Origin of the sequence: Actinomycetospora corticicola, from assembly GCF_013409505.1 — a bacterium.
GTDB lineage: Bacteria > Actinomycetota > Actinomycetes > Mycobacteriales > Pseudonocardiaceae > Actinomycetospora > Actinomycetospora corticicola.
The window spans coordinates 231,519-253,480 of sequence record NZ_JACCBN010000001.1 but is presented as its reverse complement, the minus strand read 5'-3'; the positions used below and the strand labels follow the sequence as shown (position 1 = coordinate 253,480).

Here is a 21,962-nt window from a genome sequence, read left to right as displayed (position 1 = left end):
ACTCCTCAGGCGGCCGTCGAGGAGTGCCGGAGACGGAGCAGCCCGACGAGGGCGAACACGGCGCCGGCCACCGCGTACCCGGCCACCGGCGTCAGCTCGGGAGCCGGACCGGCGGCCATGACGACGAAGGCGACCCCGACGACGACCGACAGCGCCCCGCTCACCACGAGCGGCCACTGACCGCGCCGCACCCGCCGTCGGGACAGCGCGACGACGAGCTGCCCCAGCCCGGCGACGACTGCCCAGGCTCCCCACACCCGCAGCACGCTCGGCACGTCCTGCGTCGCGGCCAGTGCGAGAGCCACAGCGGCGAGGGCACTGAGCGCCGCGTTGGCCGCCAGTCCGACCCGGGCCGTCGACCCCGCCGAACGTGCGTCCAGTCCCACGAGCACGACGTCCCCGAGCGGATACAACGCCAGCAGGATCGCCGCGCCCCAGCCGATCCCGGGTGCGACGACCGCGACGATCACGGCCCAGACCAGCGCGAACACGACCCGGGCGAGCAGGAGCGGCACCTGCTCGCGACCGGTCGAGGCCGGCGCGGCAGGGGCGGACACCGAGGTGGACATCGAGACTCCTCAGGTAGAACGACCATTCTTTCTGTTGTCGACTCTGCACCAACACCTCGCAGCCCGCAAGACCGATCGTTCTTTCTGTTAGCGTCGGACCGTGCCGTCGACCGAAGCGCGTTCCGAGGCCCGCGAGCGCCTGCTCACGACGGCGGGCGCGCTGTTCTACGGCGAGGGCATCCGGGCGGTCGGCGTCGACCGGCTGGTGTCCGAGGCCCGGGTGACGCGGGCGACCTTCTACCGGCACTTCCCGTCGAAGGAGGACCTGGTCCTCGCGTACCTGCGCAGTGCCGACGCGCAGATCCGGGACGCGGTGGACGCGGCCACGAGCGCTTCCGCGACGGCCGCGGACGCCCTGCGGACCATCGCGGGCTCGATCGACGACGACCTGACCCGCCCGGGATTCCGCGGGTGCGCCTTCCTCCGCGCGGCGGCCGAGTTCCCCGACCCGACGGACCCCGTGCACCGCGAGGTCGTCGCCCACCGCGCCTGGTTCGTCGGCGCCCTCGAGGACCTGTTCGCCGAGGTCTACCGCGACGAGGGCCCCGGGGCACGGCCCGGTCGCGCCGCCCGGCACTTCCTCATGCTCCGGGACGGAGCGATGAGCGCTGCGTCGATCGACGCCACCGACGACGTCGGGGACACCTTCCTCCGCGGCGTCGAGGGACTGATCACCGTCGTGCACGTCTCGGGGAGCCGGCCGCACCTGCCGTCCTGATCGACGATGTATAGAACCTGCCACTGGACGCCAGCAACGACGCTTTCCTGCCACGAGGCAGGGGGCTCAGAGCAGGCGCGCGACCGCCGCGAGGTCGTCGGGCAGGCCCTGGATCGCGATCTCGTCGACGACCGTCGACTCCCATCGGTCCAGCTCGCGGCGCACCCGCGAGACCGGACCGAGGAGCGACACCTGCTCCACCAGCTCCGTCGGGATCGCCGCGGCGGCCTCGTCCTTGCGCCGATCGAGGTAGAGCTCCTGCACCCGCGCGGCGACGTCGCCGTGGCCCATGCGGACGAAGACGTCGTGGTGGAAGTTCGCTCCGCGGGCGCCCATGCCGCCCATGTAGAGCGCGAGGTCGGGACGGAGCCGGTCGGCGGCGCGCTCGACGTCGTCGTCGATCACCACCGGCACGGTCGCGACCACCTCGAAGCCCTCGGGGCGCCCGCCCGGGCGGCGGGAGAACCCGTCGTCGAGAGCCGCGCGGTAGTCCGCGTCGAAGGCCGGCGCGAAGAACATCGCGAGCCAGCCGTCGGCGATCTCGGCCGAGAGGGCGACGTTGCGCGGACCCTCCGCCCCGAGCAGCACCGGGAGCCCCGGGCGGTAGGGGTGCAACGACGAGCGCAGCGGTTTGCCCAGCTCGGAGCCGGGTGAGGGCAGCGGGAAGTACGGCCCGTCGTTGCGCACCGGCGCCTCGCGCGCGAGGACCTGGCGGATCACCGACACGTACTCGCGGGTCCGGGCCAGCGGGCGCGCGTAGGGCACGCCGTGCCAGCCCTCCGACACCTGCGGACCGGAGGCGCCGACGCCGAGCACCACGCGGCCGCCCGAGAGGTGGTCCAGCGTCGTCGCGGCCATCGCCGTCGCCGCCGGGGTGCGCGCGGGGACCTGGGCGACGGCGGTCCCAAGGCGCACCCGCGACGTCAGCGCCGCGGCGAACGCGAGCGGGGTGAACACGTCGGACCCGTACGCCTCGGCGAACCACACCGAGGCGAAGCCGAGGTCGTCGATCTCCCGCAGCCGCGCGGCCAGGTCGGCCGGCGGGGCGCCCGCGAAGTGCCCGACGTTGACGCCGATCCGCACGTCTAGACCGTGGCCGAGAACAGGTCGGCGTACCGCGCACGCAGCTTGTACTTGAGGATCTTCCCGCCGACGGTCTCGGGCAGCTCGTCGGTGAACACGACCGCCTTCGGCGTCTCATAGCCGCCGAGCCGCTCGCGGCAGTGCGCGATCAGGTCCTCGGCCGTCACCTCGGACCGCGCCACGATCACCGCGGCGACCGCTTCGCCCCACCGTTCGTGCGGGAGCCCGACCACTGCGGCCCGCTCGACCGCCGGGTGCGCGTAGAGCGCCGCCTCGACCCGCAGGCTGGACACGTTCTCGCCGCCGGTCTTGACGATGTCCTTGATGCGGTCGACCACGATGCGCAGCCCGTCGGAGTCGAACGCGGCGCTGTCGCCGGAGTGGAACCACCCGGTGCGGAACGCCTCGCGGGTGGCCTCCTCGTTCTTGTAGTAGCCGGCGGTGACGGTCGGGGTCCGGTAGACCACCTCCCCCGGCACCCCCGGGCGGTCGCGCAGCGAGACCCCGTCGTCGTCGAACACGTCGGAGGCGAGCAGCGGGCTCGGCAGTCCGACATAGTTCACGACGGGGGCCGTGGCCGCGTAGGTCTCGGGCCAGCGGCGCGGCCAGAACCGATAGCACGCGATGGCCTCGGTCTGCCCGAAGATGCCGAGGACGACGGGGTCGCCCGCCTGCTGCATCAGCCGGTCGTAGACCTCCGGCGGGAGCGCTCCCCAGCCGTAGACCAGGACGCCGAGGCTGGAGACGTCGAGCCCCTCGAACTCCTTGGTCAGCGCGGTGACGAACTGCGGGGAGCCGGCCCAGAGCGCGGTGATCCGCTCCTCGGCGACGGCGCGCGCCACGTCGCCCGGGATCGGGCGCCGCCCCAGCACCAGCGTGCCGCCGGCGACGAACGCGCCGAGGGCGAAGATCAGCTCGCCGACGTGGTAGATCATCGGCAGATAGGTGCCGACGCGGACCTCGTTCTCCAGCCCGGTCCCCCGGGTCAGCGACAGCGCGAAGTTCAGCGCCGCGAAGTGGCTCGCCGAATGGGAGATCATCACGCCCTTGGGCATGGCGGTGGTCCCCGAGGTGAAGAGCATCTCCCAGATGTCGTCGCCGTGGATCTCGACGTCGGGCTCGGCGTCACTCGCGGCGTCGACGAACGCGGTGAAGGAGGAGCTCCCCTCGACCGGCTCGCCCCCGATCGCGATCGTGACGCCAGGTGCGAGGCCCGCTGCCTCGAAGGCACGGGCGGCGCGCGGCCAGGTCTCGGCGTCGACGATCGCGAACTCGGGTTCGGCGTGGGCGATGAGGTGCTCGACGACGTCAGGGGCGAGGTTCGGGTTGAGCGGCATCGCCACCAGACCGGCCTTCGCGATCCCGACCTTCGCGAGGTACGCCTCGACGGAGTTCTCGCAGAACAGCAGCACCCGGGCGCCCGGCTGCAGCCCGCGACCGATGAGCGCCTGCGCGACCTGGTTGGCCGTGCGATCGGCCTCGCGGTAGGTCACGGACGCGAAGCGCTCGTCGGCGAACGCCCCGGGACGGCCGACGAGGGCGACCTTGTCGGGGTAGCTCCAGGTCAACCGCTCGAAGACGTCACCGACCGACGTGCGCTCCCAGCGGTGCACGGCCCGGCGGCCCCGCAGCGTCGTGACGTCGAACGTGATGGCGTCGATGTCCACCCGGGCCTCCCTGCCGCTGCGATGTGACGTGCAGCATTGCCAGCGGACCCCGGTGAACGCAAGCCCCGAGTTATCAGCGGTTCACTTGTCGAGACCCAGCACGCTGCGTGCCATCGCACCCAGCATCGCGGCGAGCCGTTCGACCGGCAGGCCGCTGTGGTGGAAGAGCACCGCCTGGGTCGTGCCGAGGGCCGCGTGCACCACCACGCGCAGTTCCGCGTCCGAGAGCTCCCGGCGCAGCGGGGTCAGCACGATCACCCACTCCTCGACGTAGTGCCGCTGGGCGCGGCGCAGCCGTCGGAGGTCCTCCTCGGGGAGGTGGTGGGCCTCGCGGTAGTACACCTGCAGCAGCCGGCGGTCCTCGATCGCGAACCGCACGTGGTTGTCGACCAGCCGCTCGAGGGCGTCCCGGTCGTCCGCGGCCTCGGCAACCACGGCCGCCGCCGTCCGCTGCATCTCGTCCATGAGCTGCTCGAGCAGCGCGGACAGCAGCGCCGACTTGGACCCGAAGTGCCGGTAGATCCCGGAGCCGACGATGCCGGCGGCCGCGCCGATGTCGGCCATGCCCACGGCGTGGTAGCCGTGCTTCGCCACCAGCTCGGCGGCGGCGGCGAGGATGCGGTCCTTGCGGGCGGGGTCCCGACGACGGCGGGTGCGGGTGCCGTCGACCGCCTCGGCCGTATCGACCAGCTCCATGTGCACCTCCGGTGCTCGTGAGCAGAAAAGGTCGCCATGACGACCCTTTCTGCTCACCTGCCGCAGGCACCTTCCGGCCCGCCGTCCGGGACGCTACGGTACGGCGCGAGTGAACGGCCAGTCACAAAGCAGTGAGGGAGTCGCCGTGGACTTCGTGGAGACCGACGAGCACCGCGACCTCCGGGCCGCGGTCGCGAAGGCGTCCGCGCCGTTCGGGGGCGACTACTACGTCGACCACGCGCGGCGGGGCGCCGAGTGCATCGAGCTCTGGCACGCGCTCGGCGACGCCGGGTACGTCGGCGTCTCGGTGCCCGAGGAGTACGGCGGCGGGGGCGGCGGGCTGGTCGAGCTGTCGCTGGTGTGCGAGGAGACCGCGGCGGCGGGCGCGCCGATGCTCCTGCTGCTGGTCACGCACGCCATCTCGGCGGCCGTGATCGCCGAGTACGGCACCGAGGAGCAGCGCAAGGAGTGGCTGCCGGGCCTCGCGTCGGGCCGGGAGAAGGTGGTCTTCGCGATCACCGAGCCGGGCGCCGGCTCCAACACCCACCAGCTCGCCACGCACGCCCGACGTGAGGGCGACGAGTGGGTGATCAGCGGCGAGAAGTACTACATCTCCGGGGTCGACGACGCCGAGGCGCTGCTGCTCGTCGCGCGGACCGGCAAGGACGCGAAGGGCAAGGCCCAGCTCTCCCTCTTCCTGGTGCCCACCGACGCGCCCGGGCTGCAGAAGGTGCCGCTGCCGGTGGACGTGCTGCTGCCGGAGAAGCAGTTCACGCTCCGGTTCGACGACGTGCGGGTGCCCGCGTCGGCGCTGGTCGGCGACGAGAACCAGGGCTTCAAGCAGGTGTTCCACGGCCTGAACCCGGAGCGCATCACGGGGGCGGCGCTGTGCGTCGGCATCGCCCGGTACGCGCTGGCGAAGGCGGCCCGGTACGCCAACGACCGCCAGGTGTGGGACCGCCCGATCGGCGCCCACCAGGGCGTCGCCCACCCGCTGGCGAAGGCCAAGATCGAGACCGAGCTGGCCGCGCTCATGACGCAGAAGGCCGCCTGGCTGCACGACCAGGGACTGCCTGCCGGCGAGGCGTCGAACATGGCGAAGTACGCCGCCGCCGAGGCCGCGATCGCCGCGTGCGACGCCGCGATGCAGACCCACGGCGGCAACGGGGTCTCCCAGGAGTTCGGCCTGCTCCCCTACTGGGGCCTCGCCCGTCTGCTGCGGATCGCGCCGGTCAACCGCGAGATGGTGCTGAACTTCGTCGCGCAGCACAGCCTCGGTCTGCCGAGGTCGTACTGATGGATCTCGAGCGCAACCTCGTCCAGCGTGTCAACGTCGGCGACGCGCTCACCCGCAGCGCGTTCGCCCGGCCGACCCAGCTCGCCGTCGTGGACGGGGCTCGACGATGGACCTACGCGGAGTTCGACGCGTGGGTGAACCGGCTGGCCCACGGGCTCGTCGCCCGCGGGTACGGCGTCGGCGACGCCCTCGCCCTGGCCGCGGGCAACAGCGCCGAGTTCCTGGCCGTCTACTACGCCTGCGCCAAGAGCGGCGTCGTGTGTGTGCCGATCAACCTCGGCTGGCGCCCCGACGAGGTCGCCTACGTCCTCGGGCACTCGCAGGCCCGAGGCATCGTCGTGGAGACCCAACTCGCCGTGACGATCGCGGAGGCGGTCGCACAGGTGCCGGCGGTGACCGACGTCGTCCTCGCGGTCGGGACCGCGCGCGACGACCCGAGTCTGCTGACCTCCGAGGTCACCGACGTCGCGGGGCTGACCCTCTCGGACCTGGCGTCCGGCGACGAGTCCCCCGTCGAGGTCGCGATCGACGACCGCGCGGCGCTGAGCTACCTCTACACCTCGGGCACCACGTCGTTCCCGAAGGGCGTGGTGGGCACGCACCTCGGGATCCACCTCGAGTCGATGTCCGCGGCGCTGGACTCCGGCTGGACCGCGGGCGACCGGTTCCTCGCGATGATGCCGATGTTCCACACGGCGCAGCTCAACGCGTTCTGCACGCCGGCGGTGGTGGTCGGCGCGACGATCCACGTGCATCGGGGCTTTGACCCGGCGCGCTTCCTCGAGACCATCGAGGCCGAGGGCATCACGCAGGTCTTCGGGCTGCCGATGATGTACCGGGCGGCGCTGGACCACGCGAGCTTCGCCGACCGCGACCTGAGCTCGTTGAAGCGTGCGGTCTATGCCATGGCCCCGATGCCGGAGGCGCAGATCAAGGCCTGCCTCGACGGGTTCCGCTGCGACTTCGCGCTGCTGTTCGGCCAGACCGAGATGTCGCCGATCACCACGCTGTTCCGCCCGGAGCACCAGCTCACGCACGTCGGGTCGGTGGGGACGCCGCTGACGGGCGTGCAGGTCGGGATCATGGGTCCCGACGGCGGGCTGCTGCCGCCGGGCGAGCAGGGCGAGATCGTCTACCGCGGCCCGTCGACGATGCAGGGCTACCTACACGACGAGGCCGCGACCGCCACCGCGTTCGCCCACGGCTGGTTCCACTCCGGCGACGTCGGGCGCTTCGGCGACGACGGCGTGCTGTGGTTCGCCGACCGCACGAAGGACGTCATCAAGACCGGTGGCGAGAACGTCGCGTCGATCGAGGTGGAGCGGGCGGTCTACGACGCTGAGCCCGACGTCGCCGAGGTCGTGGTCGTCGGGCTGCCGCACGCGCGGTGGAGCGAGGCCATCACCGCCGTCGTCGTGCCGAAGCCGGGGACCACGATCGACGCCGAGAAACTGACCGCGTCGCTCAAGGAGCGGCTCGACGGCTACAAGGTGCCGAAGGCCGTGATCGTCGAGCAGGAACTGCCCCGCACCTCGACCGGCAAGATCCAGAAGAACGTCGTCCGGGAGACCCACGCGATGCACTACGGAGGGCGCTGAGGTGGCGGTCCTGACCAGCCTGCTCGACCCGTCGTCGGAGACCTTCGCGACGAACCGCCAGCAGCAGCTCGAGGTGATCGCCCAGCTCGACGAGCAGCTCGAGCTCGCCGTCGCGGGCGGCGGCGAGCGCTACACCCAGCGGCACCGCGACCGCGGGAAGCTGCCGGTCCGGGAGCGGCTCGCGCTGCTCCTGGACCCCGACTCGCCGTTCCTCGAGCTCTCGCCGCTCGCGGCGTGGGGCACCGACTTCACCGTGGGCGCGTCGATCCTCACCGGGATCGGGGTGGTCTCCGGGGTCGAGTGCGTGGTCATCGGGCACGACCCGACGGTCCGTGGTGGCGCGATGAACCCGTACTCGCTGCGCAAGACGCTGCGGGCGCTGGAGATCGCGCGGCTGAACCGGCTCCCGGTGATCAACCTCGTGGAGTCCGGCGGGGCCGACCTGCCGACGCAGGCGGAGCTGTTCGTCCCGGCGGGGCGCATCTTCCACGAGCTGACCGAGCTGTCGTCGATGGCGATCCCGACGGTCGCGCTGGTGTTCGGCAACTCCACCGCCGGCGGCGCGTACGTGCCCGGCATGTGTGACTACGCCGTGCTGGTCGACAAGGCCGCCAAGGTGTTCCTCGGCGGCCCGCCGCTGGTCAAGATGGCGACCGGGGAAACCGCGGACGACGAGGCGCTCGGCGGCGCGGAGATGCACTCGCGGGTCTCGGGCCTGTCGGACTACTTCGCCACCGACGAGCGGGACGCGATCCGGCTGGGCCGCGAGATCGTGTCGCGGTTCCACTGGCGCAAGCTCGGACCCGCACCGGCCGCCCTCGTCGAGCCGCCCCGGTACGACCCGGAGGAGATCCTCGGGCTCCTGCCGCCCGACCCGAAGGTGCCGTTCGACCCGCGCGAGGTGCTCGCGCGCACCGTCGACGGCTCGGAGTTCGACGAGTACAAGCCGCTCTACGGCACCTCGCTGGTGACGGGGTGGGCGAGCATCCACGGCTATCCGGTCGGAGTCCTCGCGAACCACCGCGGTGTGCTGTTCTCCGAGGAGGCGAAGAAGGCCAGCGAGTTCATCCTGCTGGCCAACCAGACCGACACCCCGTTGATCTTCCTGCAGAACACCACGGGCTACATGGTCGGCACCGACTACGAGCAGGGCGGGATCATCAAGGACGGCGCCAAGATGATCAACGCGGTGACGAACAGCCAGGTGCCCCATCTGACGATCAACATGGCGTCGTCGTTCGGGGCCGGGAACTACGGGATGTCGGGCCGGGCCTACGACCCCCGCCTGATGTTCGCCTGGCCGGGCGCGAAGCTCGCCGTCATGGGGGCCGCGCAGCTCGCGGGCGTCATGTCGATCGTCGGTCGCGCGTCGGCACAGAGCCAGGGCAAGCCCTTCGACGAGGAGGGCGACGCCGCCCGCACGCGGGCGATCGAGGCGCAGATCGAGGCCGAGTCCCACAGCTTCTTCATCTCCGGGAAGCTCTACGACGACGGCATCGTCGACCCCCGCGACACCCGCACCGTGCTCGGCCTGTCGCTCTCGGCCGTCCACTCCAACCCCGTGCAGGGCCGTCGCGGCTACGGCACGTTCCGGATGTGAGGCTTGTGTCTTCCGCGTCGCTCCGCTCGCCCCACATGATCACGAAGCTGCTCGTGGCGAACCGCGGCGAGATCGCCGCCCGCGTCATGCGCACCGCGCAGGCGCTCGGGATCGACACCGTCGCCGTGTACTCCGACCCGGACGCCGACGCCCCGTTCGTCGCCCTCGCCGACGAGGCGGTCCGGCTGCCGGGCGCCTCGCCGACCGACACGTACCTGCGGTCCGACCTCGTCATCGCCGCCGCCCGGGCCACCGGCGCCGACGCGGTGCACCCCGGCTACGGCTTCCTCTCCGAGAACGCCGGGTTCGCCCGCGACTGCGCGGCGGCCGGCCTGACCTTCGTCGGCCCCTCCCCCGACGCCATCGCGTCGATGGGCTCGAAGCTCGAGGCGAAGGCGATGATGGACGCGGCGGGCGTGCCGGTGCTGCCGGGCGCGTTCCTGGAAGAAGGCGCCGAGCTGCCGACCGACCTGGACTTCCCGGTGCTGGTCAAGGCCGCGTTCGGCGGTGGCGGGCGCGGCATGCGGATCGTCCGGCGGCAGTCCGACCTGGCCGACGCCGTCGACGGCGCCCGCCGGGAGGCCGCGTCCGCGTTCGGCGACGGCACGGTGTTCCTCGAGCGCTACGTCGAGGACCCGCGCCACGTCGAGGTGCAGATCGTCGGCGACGCCCACGGCGAGGTCGTGCACCTCTTCGAGCGCGAGTGCTCCATCCAGCGGCGCTACCAGAAGATCGTGGAGGAGAGCCCCTCCCCCGCGGTCGACGCCACGTTGCGCGCCCAGCTCGGCGCGGCCGCGGTCGCCGCCGGCAAGGCCATCGGCTACACCGGCGCGGGCACCGTCGAGTTCGTCCTGGACCGCGACGGCAGCTTCTTCTTCCTCGAGGTCAACACCCGGCTGCAGGTCGAGCACCCGGTGACGGAGCTGGTCACGGGCCTGGACCTGGTGGCGCTGCAGCTGCGGGTCGCCGAGGGGCACCCGCTGCCGCCGGAGGTCACGGGCGCGCGCATCGACGGGCACGCCATCGAGGTGCGGCTCTACGCCGAGGACGTCCCCGCGGGCTACCTGCCCGCGACGGGCACGCTGCACCGCTTCGCGATCCCCGCCCTGCCGGGCGTGCGAGTCGACGCCGGGGTGACCGACGGGTCGGTCGTCAGCCCGCACTACGACCCGATGCTCGCCAAGGTCATCGCCCACGGCCCCACCCGCACCGAGGCCGCTCGCACGCTGGCCCGCGCGCTCGCGCAGGCCGGCATCCACGGGGTGACCACCAACCGCGACCTGCTCGTCGGCATCCTGCGCGACGACGAGTTCCTCGCCGGGGGCACCGACACCGGCTACCTCCCGCGCCACCCCGAGCTCCTGACGCCGGGTGCGCCTGCCGGGGAGCGGGTCCGGGCGGTCGCCGCGGCGCTCGCGGCGCAGGCGCAGCACCGCGCGGACGCGGTGGTGCTGCGCGACCTGCCGTCGGGATGGCGGAACGTCGGTGGACCGCCGCAGACGGTCGGCTACATGTCAGACGACCGCACTCTCGACGTGGCCTACTCCTTCCGTCGGTCCGGCCTGGAGGTCGCGGTCGACGGGGAACGGCTCGACCTCGGGCTGGTGTCGGCGTCCCCGGCGGAGGTGGTGCTGACGCAGGACGGCGTGCGCCGGACCTACCGGATCCACCGGGCCGCCGGACGGACGTTCGTCGACGGCCCGGACGGGTCGAGCGCGTTCGACGACGTGCCGCGGTTCGCCGATCCGAACGCCGTCGCCCACGCCGGGTCCCTGCTCGCCCCGATGCCCGGCACGGTGGTGCGGGTGCTCGCGGCGAGCGGGCAGGAGGTCACCGCGGGAGCCGCCCTCGTCGTCCTGGAGGCCATGAAGATGGAGCACACGGTCGCGGCGCCGGTCGACGGCGTCGTCACGGAACTGCACGTCGGCGCGGGCGACCAGGTCGAGACGCGCCAGGTGCTGGCGGTGGTCGAATGAACCTCGCAACCCTGCTGCGCCGCGCCGCGGCGGACCACGCCGAGCAGGTCGCGCTGCGCCTCGACGCCACCGAGATCCCGTACGCGGAGTTCGCGGACCAGGTAGCCCGGTTCGCCGGCTACCTCCGCGCGACCGGCGTGAACGAGGGCGACCGCGTCGCCGTGCTCGCGCCGAACTGCCTGGAGTACCTCGTCGCGATCGTCGGAGCATGGCAGGCGGGCGCGGTCGGCGTCCCGCTGAACTACATGTTCCCGGACGCCCCGCTGCGCCACGCGCTCCTCGACTCCGGCGCGCGGCTGGTCGTCCTGCCCGCGCAGGACGTCGAGCGCGTCGAGCGGGTGCTCGGGGCCGAGACGCCCGTGTTCCTGACGACGGGTGCGGAGGGCTCGTTCGCGACGGCGGTCGCCGGGGCGGAGCCGCTCGAGGGCGTGGTGCCGCGGCTCGACGGGGACGACGCGCTGCTGATGTACACCTCGGGGTCGACGGGGGTGCCGAAGGGCGTCCGGCAGACGCACCGGAACATCGCCGCGCAGGTCGACGGCGCGATCGAGGTCTACGAGCTGTCCGGGGACGACCACGTCCTCAACTGCATGCCGATGTTCCACGTCGGCGGGCTGCAGCTCGCGAGCCTGCCGATGCTGCTGCGAGGCGGGCAGATAACGTTCATGCCGCGCTGGGACGTGGTGCGCTGGCTGGAGCTGGTCGAACAGCTGCGTCCGACCTACGGCGGGCTGATCTCGACGATGATGATCGACGTCGGGAACCGGACGGTGGATCAGCCCGTGGTGCTGGACTCGTTCCGGGTCTGCATGTTCGGCGGGTCGCGGACCCCGACGGCGGCGATCGAGCGCCTGCAGAAGGGCACCGGCATCCTCGGCACGGAGATCTACGGGCAGACCGAGCAGAGCGGGCTGGTCGTGACCTACCGCGCGGGCGAGACCCGTCGTCCGGACTCCATGGGTCGTGCCCTGGACCAGATCGTGCGGACGCGGCTGGTGCCGGTCGACGGCTCGCCGGACCTGGAGCCGGGCGCCTCCGGCGTCGGCGAGCTGTGGGTGCGGGGCGACGCGGTGACGCCGGGCTACTGGGGCGTGACCGACTCGGAGAAGTTCGTGGACGGCTGGTTCCGCACGGGCGACCTCATGTCCCGCGACGCCGACGGCTACCTCTACTACGTCGACCGGATCGACGACATGATCGTCTCCGGTGGCGAGAACGTGTTCCCGCAGATGGTCGAGGAGCACCTCGCGGGCCACCCCGACCTCGCGGAGGTCGCCGTCATCGGCACCGCGCACGAGCGGTGGGTGGAGCAGGTGACGGCCGTGGTGGTCACCCGCCGGGAGATCACCGTGGAGGAGCTGCACCGGTGGTGCGCCGAGCACCCCGACCTGCAGGGCATGCACCGTCCGCGGCGGATCGAGATCGTCGACGCGCTGCCCCGCACCGGCAGCGGCAAGCTCAACCGGCCCGACCTGCGGAGGATGTTCCCGTGACCGTGCGGTACGAGGTTGACGACGGCGTCGCCTGGCTGACGATCGACCGGCCGGAGGCGCGGAACGCGCTGTCGAAGGAGGTCCGGGAGGGGCTCTGGGAGGGCACGCGCCGGTTCGTCGACGACTCCGGAGCGGCCGTCCTCGTGTTGACCGGCGCCGGTGAGAAGGCCTTCTGCGCGGGCGGCGACCTCAAGGAGATGGCGGAGACATCCCTGGAGATCCCTCCGCCGGACTTCCTGCCCCAGTTCGGGCGCAACATCGACGTGCCGAAGCCGACGATCGCCGCCGTCAACGGGGTCGCGTTCGCCGGCGGGTTCCTGTTGGCCCAGCAGTGCGACCTCGTGGTCGCCGCCGAGCACGCCCGGTTCGCGGTGTCGGAGGTGAAGGTCGGGCGCGGCTCGCCGTGGGCGGCGCCGCTGTCGTGGCTGGTGCCGCCGCGGGTGGCGCTGGAGATCCTGCTGACCGGCGACCCGCTCGACGCGACCCGGGCCCGCGAGGTGGGGCTGGTGAACCACGTCGTCCCGGCCGCCGAGCTGCGCTCGCACACCCAGGAGCTGGCCGCGCGCATCGCCGCGAACGCGCCGCTCTCGGTGCGCGCCGCGAAGGCGACGGCGTACCTCTCGCGACCGGACGTCTACGAGCGGGCCGAGGAGATCTGGGCGCCGGTCTACCGGTCGTCCGACGCACAGGAGGGACCGGCGGCGTTCCGCGACAAGCGCGCCCCGGTCTGGACGGGGAGGTAGCACCGTGCCGGTGTCCATGGACGCGCTCGCCGACGACCTCGCGGCCGAGTCCGCCGAGCTGCGGGCCGTGCTGGCGGCGTTGACCGAGGACCAGTGGCGGCAGGAGACGCCCGCCGAGGGCTGGACGATCCTCGACCAGGTCTCCCACCTGGCCTACTTCGACGACGTCGCGCTGCGCTCGGCCACCGACCCCGACGCGTTCGCCGCAGAGAAGGCCGCGATGGACGCCGAGGGCGGGGTCAGCCCGGACACGATCGCGGCGCGGTTCCGGTCGATGAGCGGCGCCGACATGCTGGCCTGGTTCGACGAGGCACGCATCGACCTCATCGCCGCGTTCCGGGAGCTCGACCCGAAGACGCGCGTGCCGTGGTTCGGGCCCGCCATGAGCGCCGCCTCGTCGTTGACGGCGCGGATCATGGAGACCTGGGCGCACGCGCAGGACGTCTACGACACCGTCGACGCGACGCACGTCCCGTCGGACCGGATCCGGCACGTGGCCCACATCGGCGTCGGCGCCCGGCCGTTCAGCTACCTGGCCCACGGGCTGGAGATGCCCGACGTCCCGATCCGGGTCGAGCTCACCGCGCCCGACGGCGCGACGTGGACCTGGGGTCCCGAGGGCGCGCCCGACCGGATCACCGGCCCCGCCGAGGACTTCGCGCTGCTCATCACCCAACGACGTCACCAGGACGACCTGGCCCTGACCGTCGAGGGTCCGGCCGCCACCGAGTGGGCGCGCATCGGGCAGGCGTTCGCGGGCGAGGCCGGTACGGGAAGGAAGCCGCTCTGATGACCACCACCCCGCGTGAGGGGAACCCTGACGCCACAAGAGCGCTCGAATCCTCCCCTCACGGTGGCCGTCCGGTGCGGATCGGCAACATCTCCGGGTTCTACGGCGACCGCCTGAACGCCGCGCGGGAGATGCTCGACGGCGGCCCCGTCGACGTGCTCTGCGGGGACTACCTCGCCGAACTGACGATGCTGATCCTCGCCAAGGCCCAGGCCAAGGACCCCGACGCCGGGTACGCGAAGACGTTCCTGACGCAGATGCGCGACGTCCTCGCCGACTGCGTCGCGCGCGGGATCAAGGTCGTCTCCAACGCCGGCGGGCTCAACCCCGCCGGACTCGCGGCGGCCCTCGAGGAGCTCGGCAGCGGCGCGAAGGTCGCGTACGTCGAGGGCGACGACCTGCGCGGATCGCTCGACGCGATCGTGCCGGAGGTGACCGGCAAGCCCGTCTCCGCGAACGCCTACCTCGGCGGCTGGGGCATCGCGGAGGCCCTGGCGGCAGGGGCCGACGTGGTGGTGACGGGCCGGGTGACCGACGCGTCGCTCGTCGTCGGGCCCGCGGCCTGGTGGCACGGGTGGGCGCGGGAGGACCTCGACGCGCTGGCCGGCGCGGTCGTCGCGGGGCACGTGATCGAGTGCGGGCCCCAGGCCACCGGTGGCAACTACTCGTTCCTCGACGAGGTCACCGACCGCCGCTACCCCGGGTTCCCGATCGCCGAGGTGGAGGCCGACGGCTCGTCGGTGATCACCAAGCACCCCGGCACCGGCGGGCTCGTGTCGGTCGGGACCGTCACCGCGCAGCTGCTCTACGAGATCGCCGCACCGGCCTACCTCGGCCCGGACTGCACCACCCACTTCGACACGATCGCGCTCGCGCAGGACGGCGAGCACCGCGTGCGGATCTCGGGCGTGCGCGGGACCCCTCCCCCGCCGACGCTCAAGGTCGCGCTGAACGACGCGGGCGGCTACCGGAACGCGATGACGCTGGTGCTCACCGGGCTGGACATCGAGGCGAAGGCGGCGTTCGCCGAGCAGCTGCTGTTCGAGGTGCTCGGGGGGCGCGACCGGTTCGCCGAGGTCGACGTCCGGCTGCTGCGCTTCGACCACCCCGACGCCGGGTCGAACGCCGAGGCCACCGCGCACCTCAAGGTCACGGTGAAGGACCCCGACCCGCGGGTGGTCGGCCGCTCGTTCTCCAACGCCACCATGGAGCTCGCGCTCGGCGGCTACGCGGGCTTCCACACCACCACCCCGCCCAGCGCCGAGTCGGCCTTCGGGGTCTACCGGCCGGCCGCGGTGCCGCGCTCGGCCGTCACGCACACCGTGGTGCTGCCCGACGGCGAGCGGCGGGTCGTGGCGGACCCGCCCACCTCCGGTGACAGCAATGCGTCATTGCTTGCACCCAGTGACAGGGACGCCACATCGTCGTCGGCGCCGACTGGGCCCACCCGCCGCGTCCCGTTCGGCACCGTCGTCGGCGCCCGGTCCGGGGACAAGGGCGGCGACGCGAACATCGGAGTGTGGGCGCGGACCGACGAGGCCCACGCCTGGCTCCGCTCGTTCCTGACGACGGAGCGGGTGCGGGAGCTGCTCGGGCCGGAGGTCGCCGACCTGGCGATCGAGGTCCACCAGCTGCCGAACCTGCGCGCCCTCAACGTCGTCGTGCACGGCATCCTCGGCGACGGCGTGGCGTCCTCGACCCGTCCCGACCCGCAGGCCAAGGGACTCGGCGAGTACCTGCGCAGCCGGGTGGTCGACGTGCCGGAGGCCCTGCTGGAGGCGTGAGGGGAGGATTCGAGCGCTCTGGTGGCGCGAGGGTTCCCCTCACGCTTGACGGTGGGAAGCGCCCGGGTAGCCGCGCGCCATGTCGCACCCCGAACCGCAGCCGCGCCTCCCCCGTGTCCCCCGCGTGACCCTCACCGACGGCGGACCGGTGCTGGTCGAGGGACCCGTGGAACTCGAGACCCCCGACGGCGAGATCGTCCGGTCCGAGCGGCCGGTGGTCGCGGTCTGCACCTGCCGTCGGAGCAAGCGCTTCCCGTTCTGCGACACCAGCCACCGGAAGAAGGTCCGTCAGAGCGCGGCGCGCAAGGACGACGACCCGGCGTCCCAGGACCGCATGAGGTGATCGCCGAGGCGGTCCTCGAGGAGGGTCAGCGCCCGCATCCCGAACACGACGTCAGGGGCGAGCTCCGGGGACCGCGCCACGAGGTCGGCCAGCAGGCCCCGACGCACCAGCTGCTCGTGCACCGCGTCGGCCTCGACGTGCTCGACGTAGAACGCGGTCGCCGCCTCGGAGGTCCCGAGCCGCTGCATCGCCTTGACGATGCGCGCCGACCCGGGGGACGACGTCACCTCGATCAGCGCGAACTGCCCGACGGACGCCCCGCGCCACCGGCGGTGCAGCCCGCACAGCGACATGAGGTTGACCGGCGCGAGCGCCTCGGCGGGCGCCACCTCGAGGTAACCGTGGTAGCGGGGATCGAGGTCCAGCTCGGCCATCATGTCGGCGAACACCTGCGCGTGGACCCGCTCGCCGCGGCCGCCACCGAACTCGTCGTGCTCGACGGTGACCAGCGACGCCTTGGCCTGGCCGTCGATCCGCGGGATCACCCAGGCCTGCGGGTCGGCCTCCTTGAGGTGGTAGATCGACCGGAGCACGACGTACTCGCGCAGCTGCCAGAGCTCGCCGTCGCGCATGAGCCGCCAGGACGCACCGTCGCCGTCGGCCTGCTCCACCAGCAGCGCCTCGACCTCGGCGTCGACGTCGTCGCCCGCGGGCACCTCGGCCTGCAGCGCCGTCAGGAACGTCTGCTCGAGGGACCGTCGCAGCCGCAGCAGGTCGGGATCCCACTCCAGCTCGGGGTCGACGTCGGCGAAGCCGTGGTAATGCAGCTCGTAGAGGACGTAGAGCGCGAGCTGCAGGTCCTCGCCGTAGGGGTCCAGGCCGGGTTCCGACGGCAGGTCGGTCACCGGGCGGCGCCCGGCGAGGACGTCGACGACGACGGACGAGACGGGGCCGCGGCCGGCCGGCAGGGCGTCGGCGCGGGCCGCGGGCTGGGTGAGGACGTCGGTCACGGGTCTCCTCGGACGTCGGGTGCGGGGGCGATCGAACGGCGCGGCTACCCGGTGGAGCACCTGGGACACGCGGCGTGTGCATCACACCGGATCCGACGGTCAGCTCCCGTCATCTGCGGGTAACACCCGGACACACTTCCGTCCCCGGCGGTTGAGTGCGCAGCTGCTCTTCGGGGACGCCCGGCCGCCGCACATCGGCAGGCCCCCGCGTCCGCGCAGTCCCCCGTGCCCGCCGAGGAGCATGCGTATGTCCATCTCACTGCCGACCCCGCGCACGACCACCGTCGTGCCCGAGCCGGTCGTCCCCGACGTCGTCATCCCGATCCCCGCCGCCGACGGCTCCCGGGCGCACCTGCCGGTGCTGCGCGGCCCCGGCGTCTATCCCGCCCAGCGCGACACGTGGCTGCTCGCCGACGTGCTGCAGCGCGAACTGCTCGACTCCCCGCTCCCCCGCCGCCACGTACTCGAGCTGTGCGCGGGGACCGGCGCATTGTCGCTGGTCGCAGCGGGTGTGCCGGGCACGGACGTCACCGCGGTCGACGTCTCACGTCGCGCGCTGCTCAGCGCGTGGACCAACGCGTGGCGGCTGGGCCGCCGGCTCCGGCTCCACCGCGGCGACCTCGTCGCACCCGTCGTCGGGAAGCAGTACGACCTCGTCGTCTCCAACCCGCCCTACGTCCCCACGGCCGACGCGTCGCTCCCGACCCGCGGCGCGATGCGCGCCTTCGACGGCGGGCTCGACGGGCGCACGGTCGTCGACCGGGTGATCGACGAGGCGCCGCGTGTCCTCGCTCCCGGGGGCTGCCTGCTGCTGGTGCACTCGGCCGTCAACGGTGTCGAGGCCACGCTCGAGCGGCTGGCCGGCCACGGCCTCGACGCCGACGTCGCCGCGCGCTGCGAGCACCCGTTCGGGCCGGTGTTCACCGCCCGCGCCGAGATGCTCGAGCAGCGCGGCCTCATCGAGCCCGGGCAGCGGACCGAGGAGCTCGTCGTCATCCGGGCCCGGCGCCCGCTGGCCGCCGCGGCCGGTCGCGAGATCGCCTGAGGAGCCGTCGGAGACGCCGGGTCGGGTCTCGTCCGGGTGAGCCTGCCGGTCCGGTGCGCCGGACCTGGCTAGCGTCCGCCCCGTGATGCGCTTCCTGCGGGACACCCTGATCATCGCCGTGTTCGCCGGTGCCCTCACGGGGTTCGTCCTGCACGAGGCCGCGATCGGTGCGGTGCTCGCCGTGGTCGGCGGCGTGATGCTGAGCCTGGCCTCCCGCGGTCACAAGTACATGACCTTCGGCGGCCTGGTCCGCTGACCCCGGCGCGGAGCCGCACGGGCGTAGGGTGACCTCTGCCTGCGCCTAGGGTTCCGTCCGACGCCCGCCTCCTGATCCACAACCAGGGCGATCCGGGGTCTGGACCGAGCGGCGCCACGGCCCACGGCCGACACCTGACGGGAGAGAAACCCCGAGGGCTCCATCCCGACGCGCCCGCACCCGTGCGGGCCGACGCCCCAGGAGCCGCCGGTGTCCCCCGCCGTCATCACCCTCACCCTGCTCGCCGCCGTCCTGCACGCGACCTGGAACGCCATCGCGCACGGGGTCGCCGACCGCCTCGTCGGCTTCGCGCTGATCGGCCTGTCCTACGTCGTGGTCGGCGGGGGCGCGGCGCTGGTGCTCGGACCGCCGCCGGCCCACGCGTGGCCGGCCGTCCTGCTCTCGGCGGCGCTGCACGTCGGCTACACGCTGCTGCTGTGGGCGAGCTACCAGCTCGGCGAGTTCAGCCTGGTCTATCCGGTGGCCCGCGGGACGGCGCCCTGGATCGTCGCGCTGTACGAGGTCGTGTTCGGCGGCGGTCTCCCCTGGTGGGAGCTGCTCGGGGTCGCCGTGATCTCGCTCGGGCTGGTGTCCCTCGCGCTCGACGGCGGACGGCTCACGCGGGCGGCGCTGCCCGCGCTCGGCGCCGCCGTCGCGACCGGGCTGTTCATCGCCGGCTACACGCTCGTCGACGCGGGCGCGGTCGCGACCACCCCGGTCCCCGTGTACGCCGCGTGGATGTTCCTCGTGCAGGGACCGGTCATGCCCGTGCTCGCCGTGGTGCGGCGGGGCCGGGGGCTGCTGCGGGTGCCGTGGTCGTCGCTGGCGATCGGGTTCGTCGGCGGGCTCGTGTCGCTCGCGGCCTACGGGCTGGTGCTGGTCGCGCAGACCAGCGGCGCGACGGCGGCGGTGGCGGCGCTGCGCGAGACCTCGATCGTCATCGGTACCGTGATCGGGACCCTGTTCCTCGGTGAACGCTTCGGGTGGCGGCGGGCGGTGGCCGCGGCCGTCGTCGTGGTGGGCATCGTCCTGGTGGATCTGTAGCGCGCGTCGGGCACCCCGCGCCGGTGGAACGCTTCGACGGCTGGATCGCCGGGCTGGGCACGGCGGCCGGGCTGCGCTACGTGATCGGCCACTGGCCGCACTCCCCGCTCGGCACCTTCACCGACGTCATGGTCGAACGGCCCGACGGGCACCGGCTGCTGCTCGCGCCGTCGGCGGCCGTCGCCGAGTTCGTCGGCGCGACGTACACGTTCGACGAGGTCCGGTACGTGCCCGTCGACCTGCGCTCGCTCGGCTCCGAGTTCTTCCTGACGGCGGGGCCGCTCGAGTCCCGCTTCACGCTCGGCGGTCGTTCCCCGCTCGGGCTCCTGCTGCGCGCCGTGCCGTGGCGGTTGGCCACGGCGTCGTGGTGGATCGCGACGATCGACGCGATCGCCCGGCGGGTGCTGCCGGGCGTGCGGACCGTGGGCAGCGCCGGCGGAGGCCGGACCGAGTACTACGGCGCGCAGGACCTGCAGCGGATCACCGCGGCGACGACCACGTACGACGGGGTGGACCAGGGCGCGCTGCACCCGGTGTCGCCGCCGGTGCACTTCGGTTTCGGGTCGACCCCGACCGCGCCGTCCTGGGTGCGGATCACCACGTTGATCGCGGGCGCGGGGAATTCGTCGGAACCGATCGGGGCCGGTGGCAGTCCGAGCGGATGAGGGCCCGTGACCGACGCGGTCCCCCGCACCGTGGAGGTCGCTGTGTTCGCTGTGGTCCGCTCGCTCGTCGTCGCCGTGCTCGTGTTCCTGGGTGTCCTGGTGGGCGCCCCGTCCGCCCTCGCCGAGCCGCCCGAGATCTGCGGGCCGTCCACCCCCGAGGACCAGGTGGTGCGCGTGTTCGCGCGGGGCGAGGAGACCTCGGACCTGCTGTGCGGGAACCGGTACTACGGCTTCCGGCGCATCGACTGGGGCGCCGTGTCGCTCGACGCGATCGCCCGCACGCTCGCCGACCCGACGTCCTCGGTCTACGACGAGCGCAGCGCGACCTGGACGCTGACCGGGGCCGCCGTCGTCGTCATCACGGTCGCGCGCGGCCAGGTGATCACCGCCCGGGCCGCGTGATGGACGTCGTCGAGGAGGTCGGGCTGTGGTGGCCCGCCGCCGACCCCGACCGGCTCCGGACGGCCGCCGCCGCGTGGGAGCGGGCGGGCGCGGAGCTGGACCGGGCGCGTGAGGTCGGATGGTCGGGGACGGCGCAGGCGCGGGCGTCGTGGGCCGGTGCGGCGGCAGATCGGTTCGGCGTCACGTGGACCGCGCACGAGGCGGCGCTGCGCGACGACGCCGCCGGCTGCCGGGCGCTCGGCGTCGCCCTGACCCGGTTCGCCGACGCGGTCGACGACGCGCGGGCGCGGGTGACGGAGCTGGCGGTGACCGCGGGCGCGACGATCGTCGCCGGCGTCGGGCTCGCGTGGCTGACGTTCGGCACGTCCGCCGCTGCGGCAGCCGGGGTGAGCGCGGGCCTCGTCGCTGCGGCGGCCGCGATCGGGGTCGAGCTCTCGGCGACGGCCGCGGCGATCCTGGGTGGGGTCGTGGTGGGCGCGGTGTTCGGGGCGGTCGAAGCGGCGGCGGTCGACCTGGCCATCGCCCAGCCGTTGCGGGTCGAGGCGTTCGGGCGCGGCGGCTACTCGCTCGACGAGGTCGGCGGCGCGGCGACGCTCGGCGGGGTGTTCGGGGGTGTGCTCGGCGGGATCTCGGGCGGCCTCGCGGGAGCGGCCGGTCGACCCGCGCCCGGTGCGACGCCAGGTACGGCGCCTGGCGCGGCGCCGTCCGGACTCGCGGACGACCTCGCGGCGCTCGACAGCCGGATCTCCGCGGCGCTCGACCCATCGTCCCGCGGGGCGCTCGGTCCGCTCTTCCGCCCCGGCGTGCACGAGTCGCCGGGCGCGGCCTTCTCGCCGGAGCAGGTCCCGACCGCCCGCCTCCTCGAGTCGGAGGGCCTGAGCGTGCACGCCCGCACCGACGCGGGCGCCCTCGTGCGGGCCGACGCCGGCGACCGCGGCCGGTTCGTCGAGCTGACCGTGCCCGAGGTGTCGTCGGCGTCGTCGGTGGAGGCGGCCGTGTTGGAGGGCAGCGGCCGGCTCGCCCGTCAGGGCGGGGGCGACCTCGTCGTCGACGGCCGGATGATCGCGCTCGACGTCGACGAGGCCGGGAAGGGTCTGCTCGCCGCCGTGCTGCGGGCCAAGGCGGAGGGGCTCGAACTGCCCACGTCGATCCGGTTCGTGTTCGACGAGGGGAGCATCTTCTGGCCCTGATCCCCCTCCCCCGTGGCAGCGAAGCGTCGTTGCTGTCATCCGGTGGCAGGGAA

At 73.3% G+C, this 21,962-nt stretch carries 21 protein-coding genes; 16 read left to right on the top strand and 5 right to left on the bottom strand.

The window, feature by feature from the left end; all coding sequences use genetic code 11:
• Positions 1-5: 5 nt before the first annotated feature.
• On the bottom strand, positions 6-569 hold the full coding sequence (locus BJ983_RS01175) for a DUF308 domain-containing protein (RefSeq protein ID WP_179792119.1): 564 nt from the start codon (positions 567-569) through the stop codon (positions 6-8).
• Between the two features lie 100 nt (positions 570-669).
• Here BJ983_RS01175 and BJ983_RS01170 point away from each other — a divergent pair, with 100 nt between their 5' ends.
• On the top strand, positions 670-1,287 hold the full coding sequence (locus tag BJ983_RS01170) for a TetR family transcriptional regulator (protein WP_179792118.1): 618 nt from the start codon (positions 670-672) through the stop codon (positions 1,285-1,287).
• A gap of 66 nt (positions 1,288-1,353) precedes the next feature.
• On the opposite strand, the gene BJ983_RS01165 is transcribed toward BJ983_RS01170, so the two are convergent.
• The 3 genes from BJ983_RS01165 to BJ983_RS01155 form a co-directional block, all read right to left on the bottom strand.
• A complete protein-coding gene (locus BJ983_RS01165) occupies positions 1,354-2,370 on the bottom strand; it encodes an LLM class F420-dependent oxidoreductase (RefSeq protein WP_179792117.1) in 1,017 nt (338 codons plus the stop codon).
• A gap of 2 nt (positions 2,371-2,372) precedes the next feature.
• The gene (locus tag BJ983_RS01160; RefSeq protein ID WP_179792116.1) at positions 2,373-4,037 is read right to left on the bottom strand and encodes an AMP-binding protein; all 1,665 of its coding nucleotides are present in this window, start codon (positions 4,035-4,037) and stop codon (positions 2,373-2,375) included.
• Between the two features lie 81 nt (positions 4,038-4,118).
• Positions 4,119-4,733 (bottom strand): TetR/AcrR family transcriptional regulator, encoded by a 615-nt coding sequence (locus tag BJ983_RS01155; RefSeq protein WP_179792115.1) that lies wholly within the window; start codon positions 4,731-4,733, stop codon positions 4,119-4,121.
• 145 nt (positions 4,734-4,878) lie between these two features.
• On the opposite strand from BJ983_RS01155, the gene BJ983_RS01150 reads away from it, so the two are divergent.
• The 9 genes from BJ983_RS01150 (at position 4,879) to BJ983_RS01110 (ending at position 16,357) form a co-directional block, all read left to right on the top strand.
• A complete protein-coding gene (locus BJ983_RS01150) occupies positions 4,879-6,030 on the top strand; it encodes an acyl-CoA dehydrogenase family protein (protein WP_179792114.1) in 1,152 nt (383 codons plus the stop codon).
• A complete protein-coding gene (locus tag BJ983_RS01145) occupies positions 6,030-7,628 on the top strand; it encodes an AMP-binding protein (protein WP_179792113.1) in 1,599 nt (532 codons plus the stop codon). Before BJ983_RS01150 ends, BJ983_RS01145 begins: the two co-directional genes overlap by 1 nt.
• A gap of 1 nt (position 7,629) precedes the next feature.
• On the top strand, positions 7,630-9,228 hold the full coding sequence (locus BJ983_RS01140) for a carboxyl transferase domain-containing protein (RefSeq protein WP_179792112.1): 1,599 nt from the start codon (positions 7,630-7,632) through the stop codon (positions 9,226-9,228).
• A gap of 35 nt (positions 9,229-9,263) precedes the next feature.
• Complete coding sequence (locus BJ983_RS01135) at positions 9,264-11,204, top strand: acetyl/propionyl/methylcrotonyl-CoA carboxylase subunit alpha (RefSeq protein WP_179792111.1); 1,941 nt, start codon at positions 9,264-9,266, stop codon at positions 11,202-11,204.
• Positions 11,201-12,697: a class I adenylate-forming enzyme family protein gene (locus tag BJ983_RS01130; RefSeq protein WP_179792110.1), complete on the top strand. Its 1,497-nt coding sequence runs from the start codon at positions 11,201-11,203 to the stop codon at positions 12,695-12,697. The genes BJ983_RS01135 and BJ983_RS01130 overlap by 4 nt, the downstream gene beginning before the upstream one ends.
• Entirely contained in the window at positions 12,694-13,440 is a 747-nt protein-coding gene (locus BJ983_RS01125) for an enoyl-CoA hydratase-related protein (RefSeq protein WP_179792109.1), read from the top strand. Before BJ983_RS01130 ends, BJ983_RS01125 begins: the two co-directional genes overlap by 4 nt.
• 4 nt (positions 13,441-13,444) lie before the next feature.
• On the top strand, positions 13,445-14,230 hold the full coding sequence (locus tag BJ983_RS01120; RefSeq protein ID WP_179792108.1) for a TIGR03084 family metal-binding protein: 786 nt from the start codon (positions 13,445-13,447) through the stop codon (positions 14,228-14,230).
• Positions 14,230-16,014: an acyclic terpene utilization AtuA family protein gene (locus tag BJ983_RS01115; RefSeq protein WP_218890045.1), complete on the top strand. Its 1,785-nt coding sequence runs from the start codon at positions 14,230-14,232 to the stop codon at positions 16,012-16,014. Before BJ983_RS01120 ends, BJ983_RS01115 begins: the two co-directional genes overlap by 1 nt.
• Positions 16,015-16,093: 79 nt before the next feature.
• Complete coding sequence (locus BJ983_RS01110; protein WP_179792107.1) at positions 16,094-16,357, top strand: CDGSH iron-sulfur domain-containing protein; 264 nt, start codon at positions 16,094-16,096, stop codon at positions 16,355-16,357.
• On the opposite strand, the gene BJ983_RS01105 is transcribed toward BJ983_RS01110, so the two are convergent.
• A complete protein-coding gene (locus tag BJ983_RS01105; protein ID WP_179792106.1) occupies positions 16,303-17,307 on the bottom strand; it encodes an iron-containing redox enzyme family protein in 1,005 nt (334 codons plus the stop codon). The two genes, BJ983_RS01110 and BJ983_RS01105, sit on opposite strands and share 55 nt — an antisense overlap.
• Before the next feature lie 247 nt (positions 17,308-17,554).
• Here BJ983_RS01105 and BJ983_RS01100 point away from each other — a divergent pair, with 247 nt between their 5' ends.
• The 6 genes from BJ983_RS01100 to BJ983_RS01075 all read left to right on the top strand — a co-directional run bounded on the left by BJ983_RS01100 (position 17,555) and on the right by BJ983_RS01075 (position 21,909).
• Positions 17,555-18,352 carry a HemK2/MTQ2 family protein methyltransferase gene (locus tag BJ983_RS01100; protein ID WP_179792105.1) on the top strand — a complete coding sequence of 266 codons (798 nt, stop codon included), beginning with the start codon at positions 17,555-17,557 and terminating at the stop codon, positions 18,350-18,352.
• Positions 18,353-18,434: 82 nt separating this feature from the next.
• Positions 18,435-18,608, top strand: coding sequence for a hypothetical protein (locus tag BJ983_RS01095; RefSeq protein WP_179792104.1), 174 nt, complete (start codon positions 18,435-18,437; stop codon positions 18,606-18,608).
• 210 nt (positions 18,609-18,818) lie between these two features.
• Positions 18,819-19,652 carry an EamA family transporter gene (locus BJ983_RS01090; protein ID WP_179792103.1) on the top strand — a complete coding sequence of 278 codons (834 nt, stop codon included), beginning with the start codon at positions 18,819-18,821 and terminating at the stop codon, positions 19,650-19,652.
• 23 nt (positions 19,653-19,675) lie between these two features.
• Positions 19,676-20,317 (top strand): hypothetical protein, encoded by a 642-nt coding sequence (locus BJ983_RS01085; protein WP_179792102.1) that lies wholly within the window; start codon positions 19,676-19,678, stop codon positions 20,315-20,317.
• Positions 20,318-20,323: 6 nt separating this feature from the next.
• Positions 20,324-20,719: a hypothetical protein gene (locus BJ983_RS01080; RefSeq protein WP_179792101.1), complete on the top strand. Its 396-nt coding sequence runs from the start codon at positions 20,324-20,326 to the stop codon at positions 20,717-20,719.
• Entirely contained in the window at positions 20,719-21,909 is a 1,191-nt protein-coding gene (locus tag BJ983_RS01075; RefSeq protein WP_484456041.1) for a WXG100-like domain-containing protein, read from the top strand. The genes BJ983_RS01080 and BJ983_RS01075 overlap by 1 nt, the downstream gene beginning before the upstream one ends.
• Positions 21,910-21,962 lie beyond the last annotated feature (53 nt).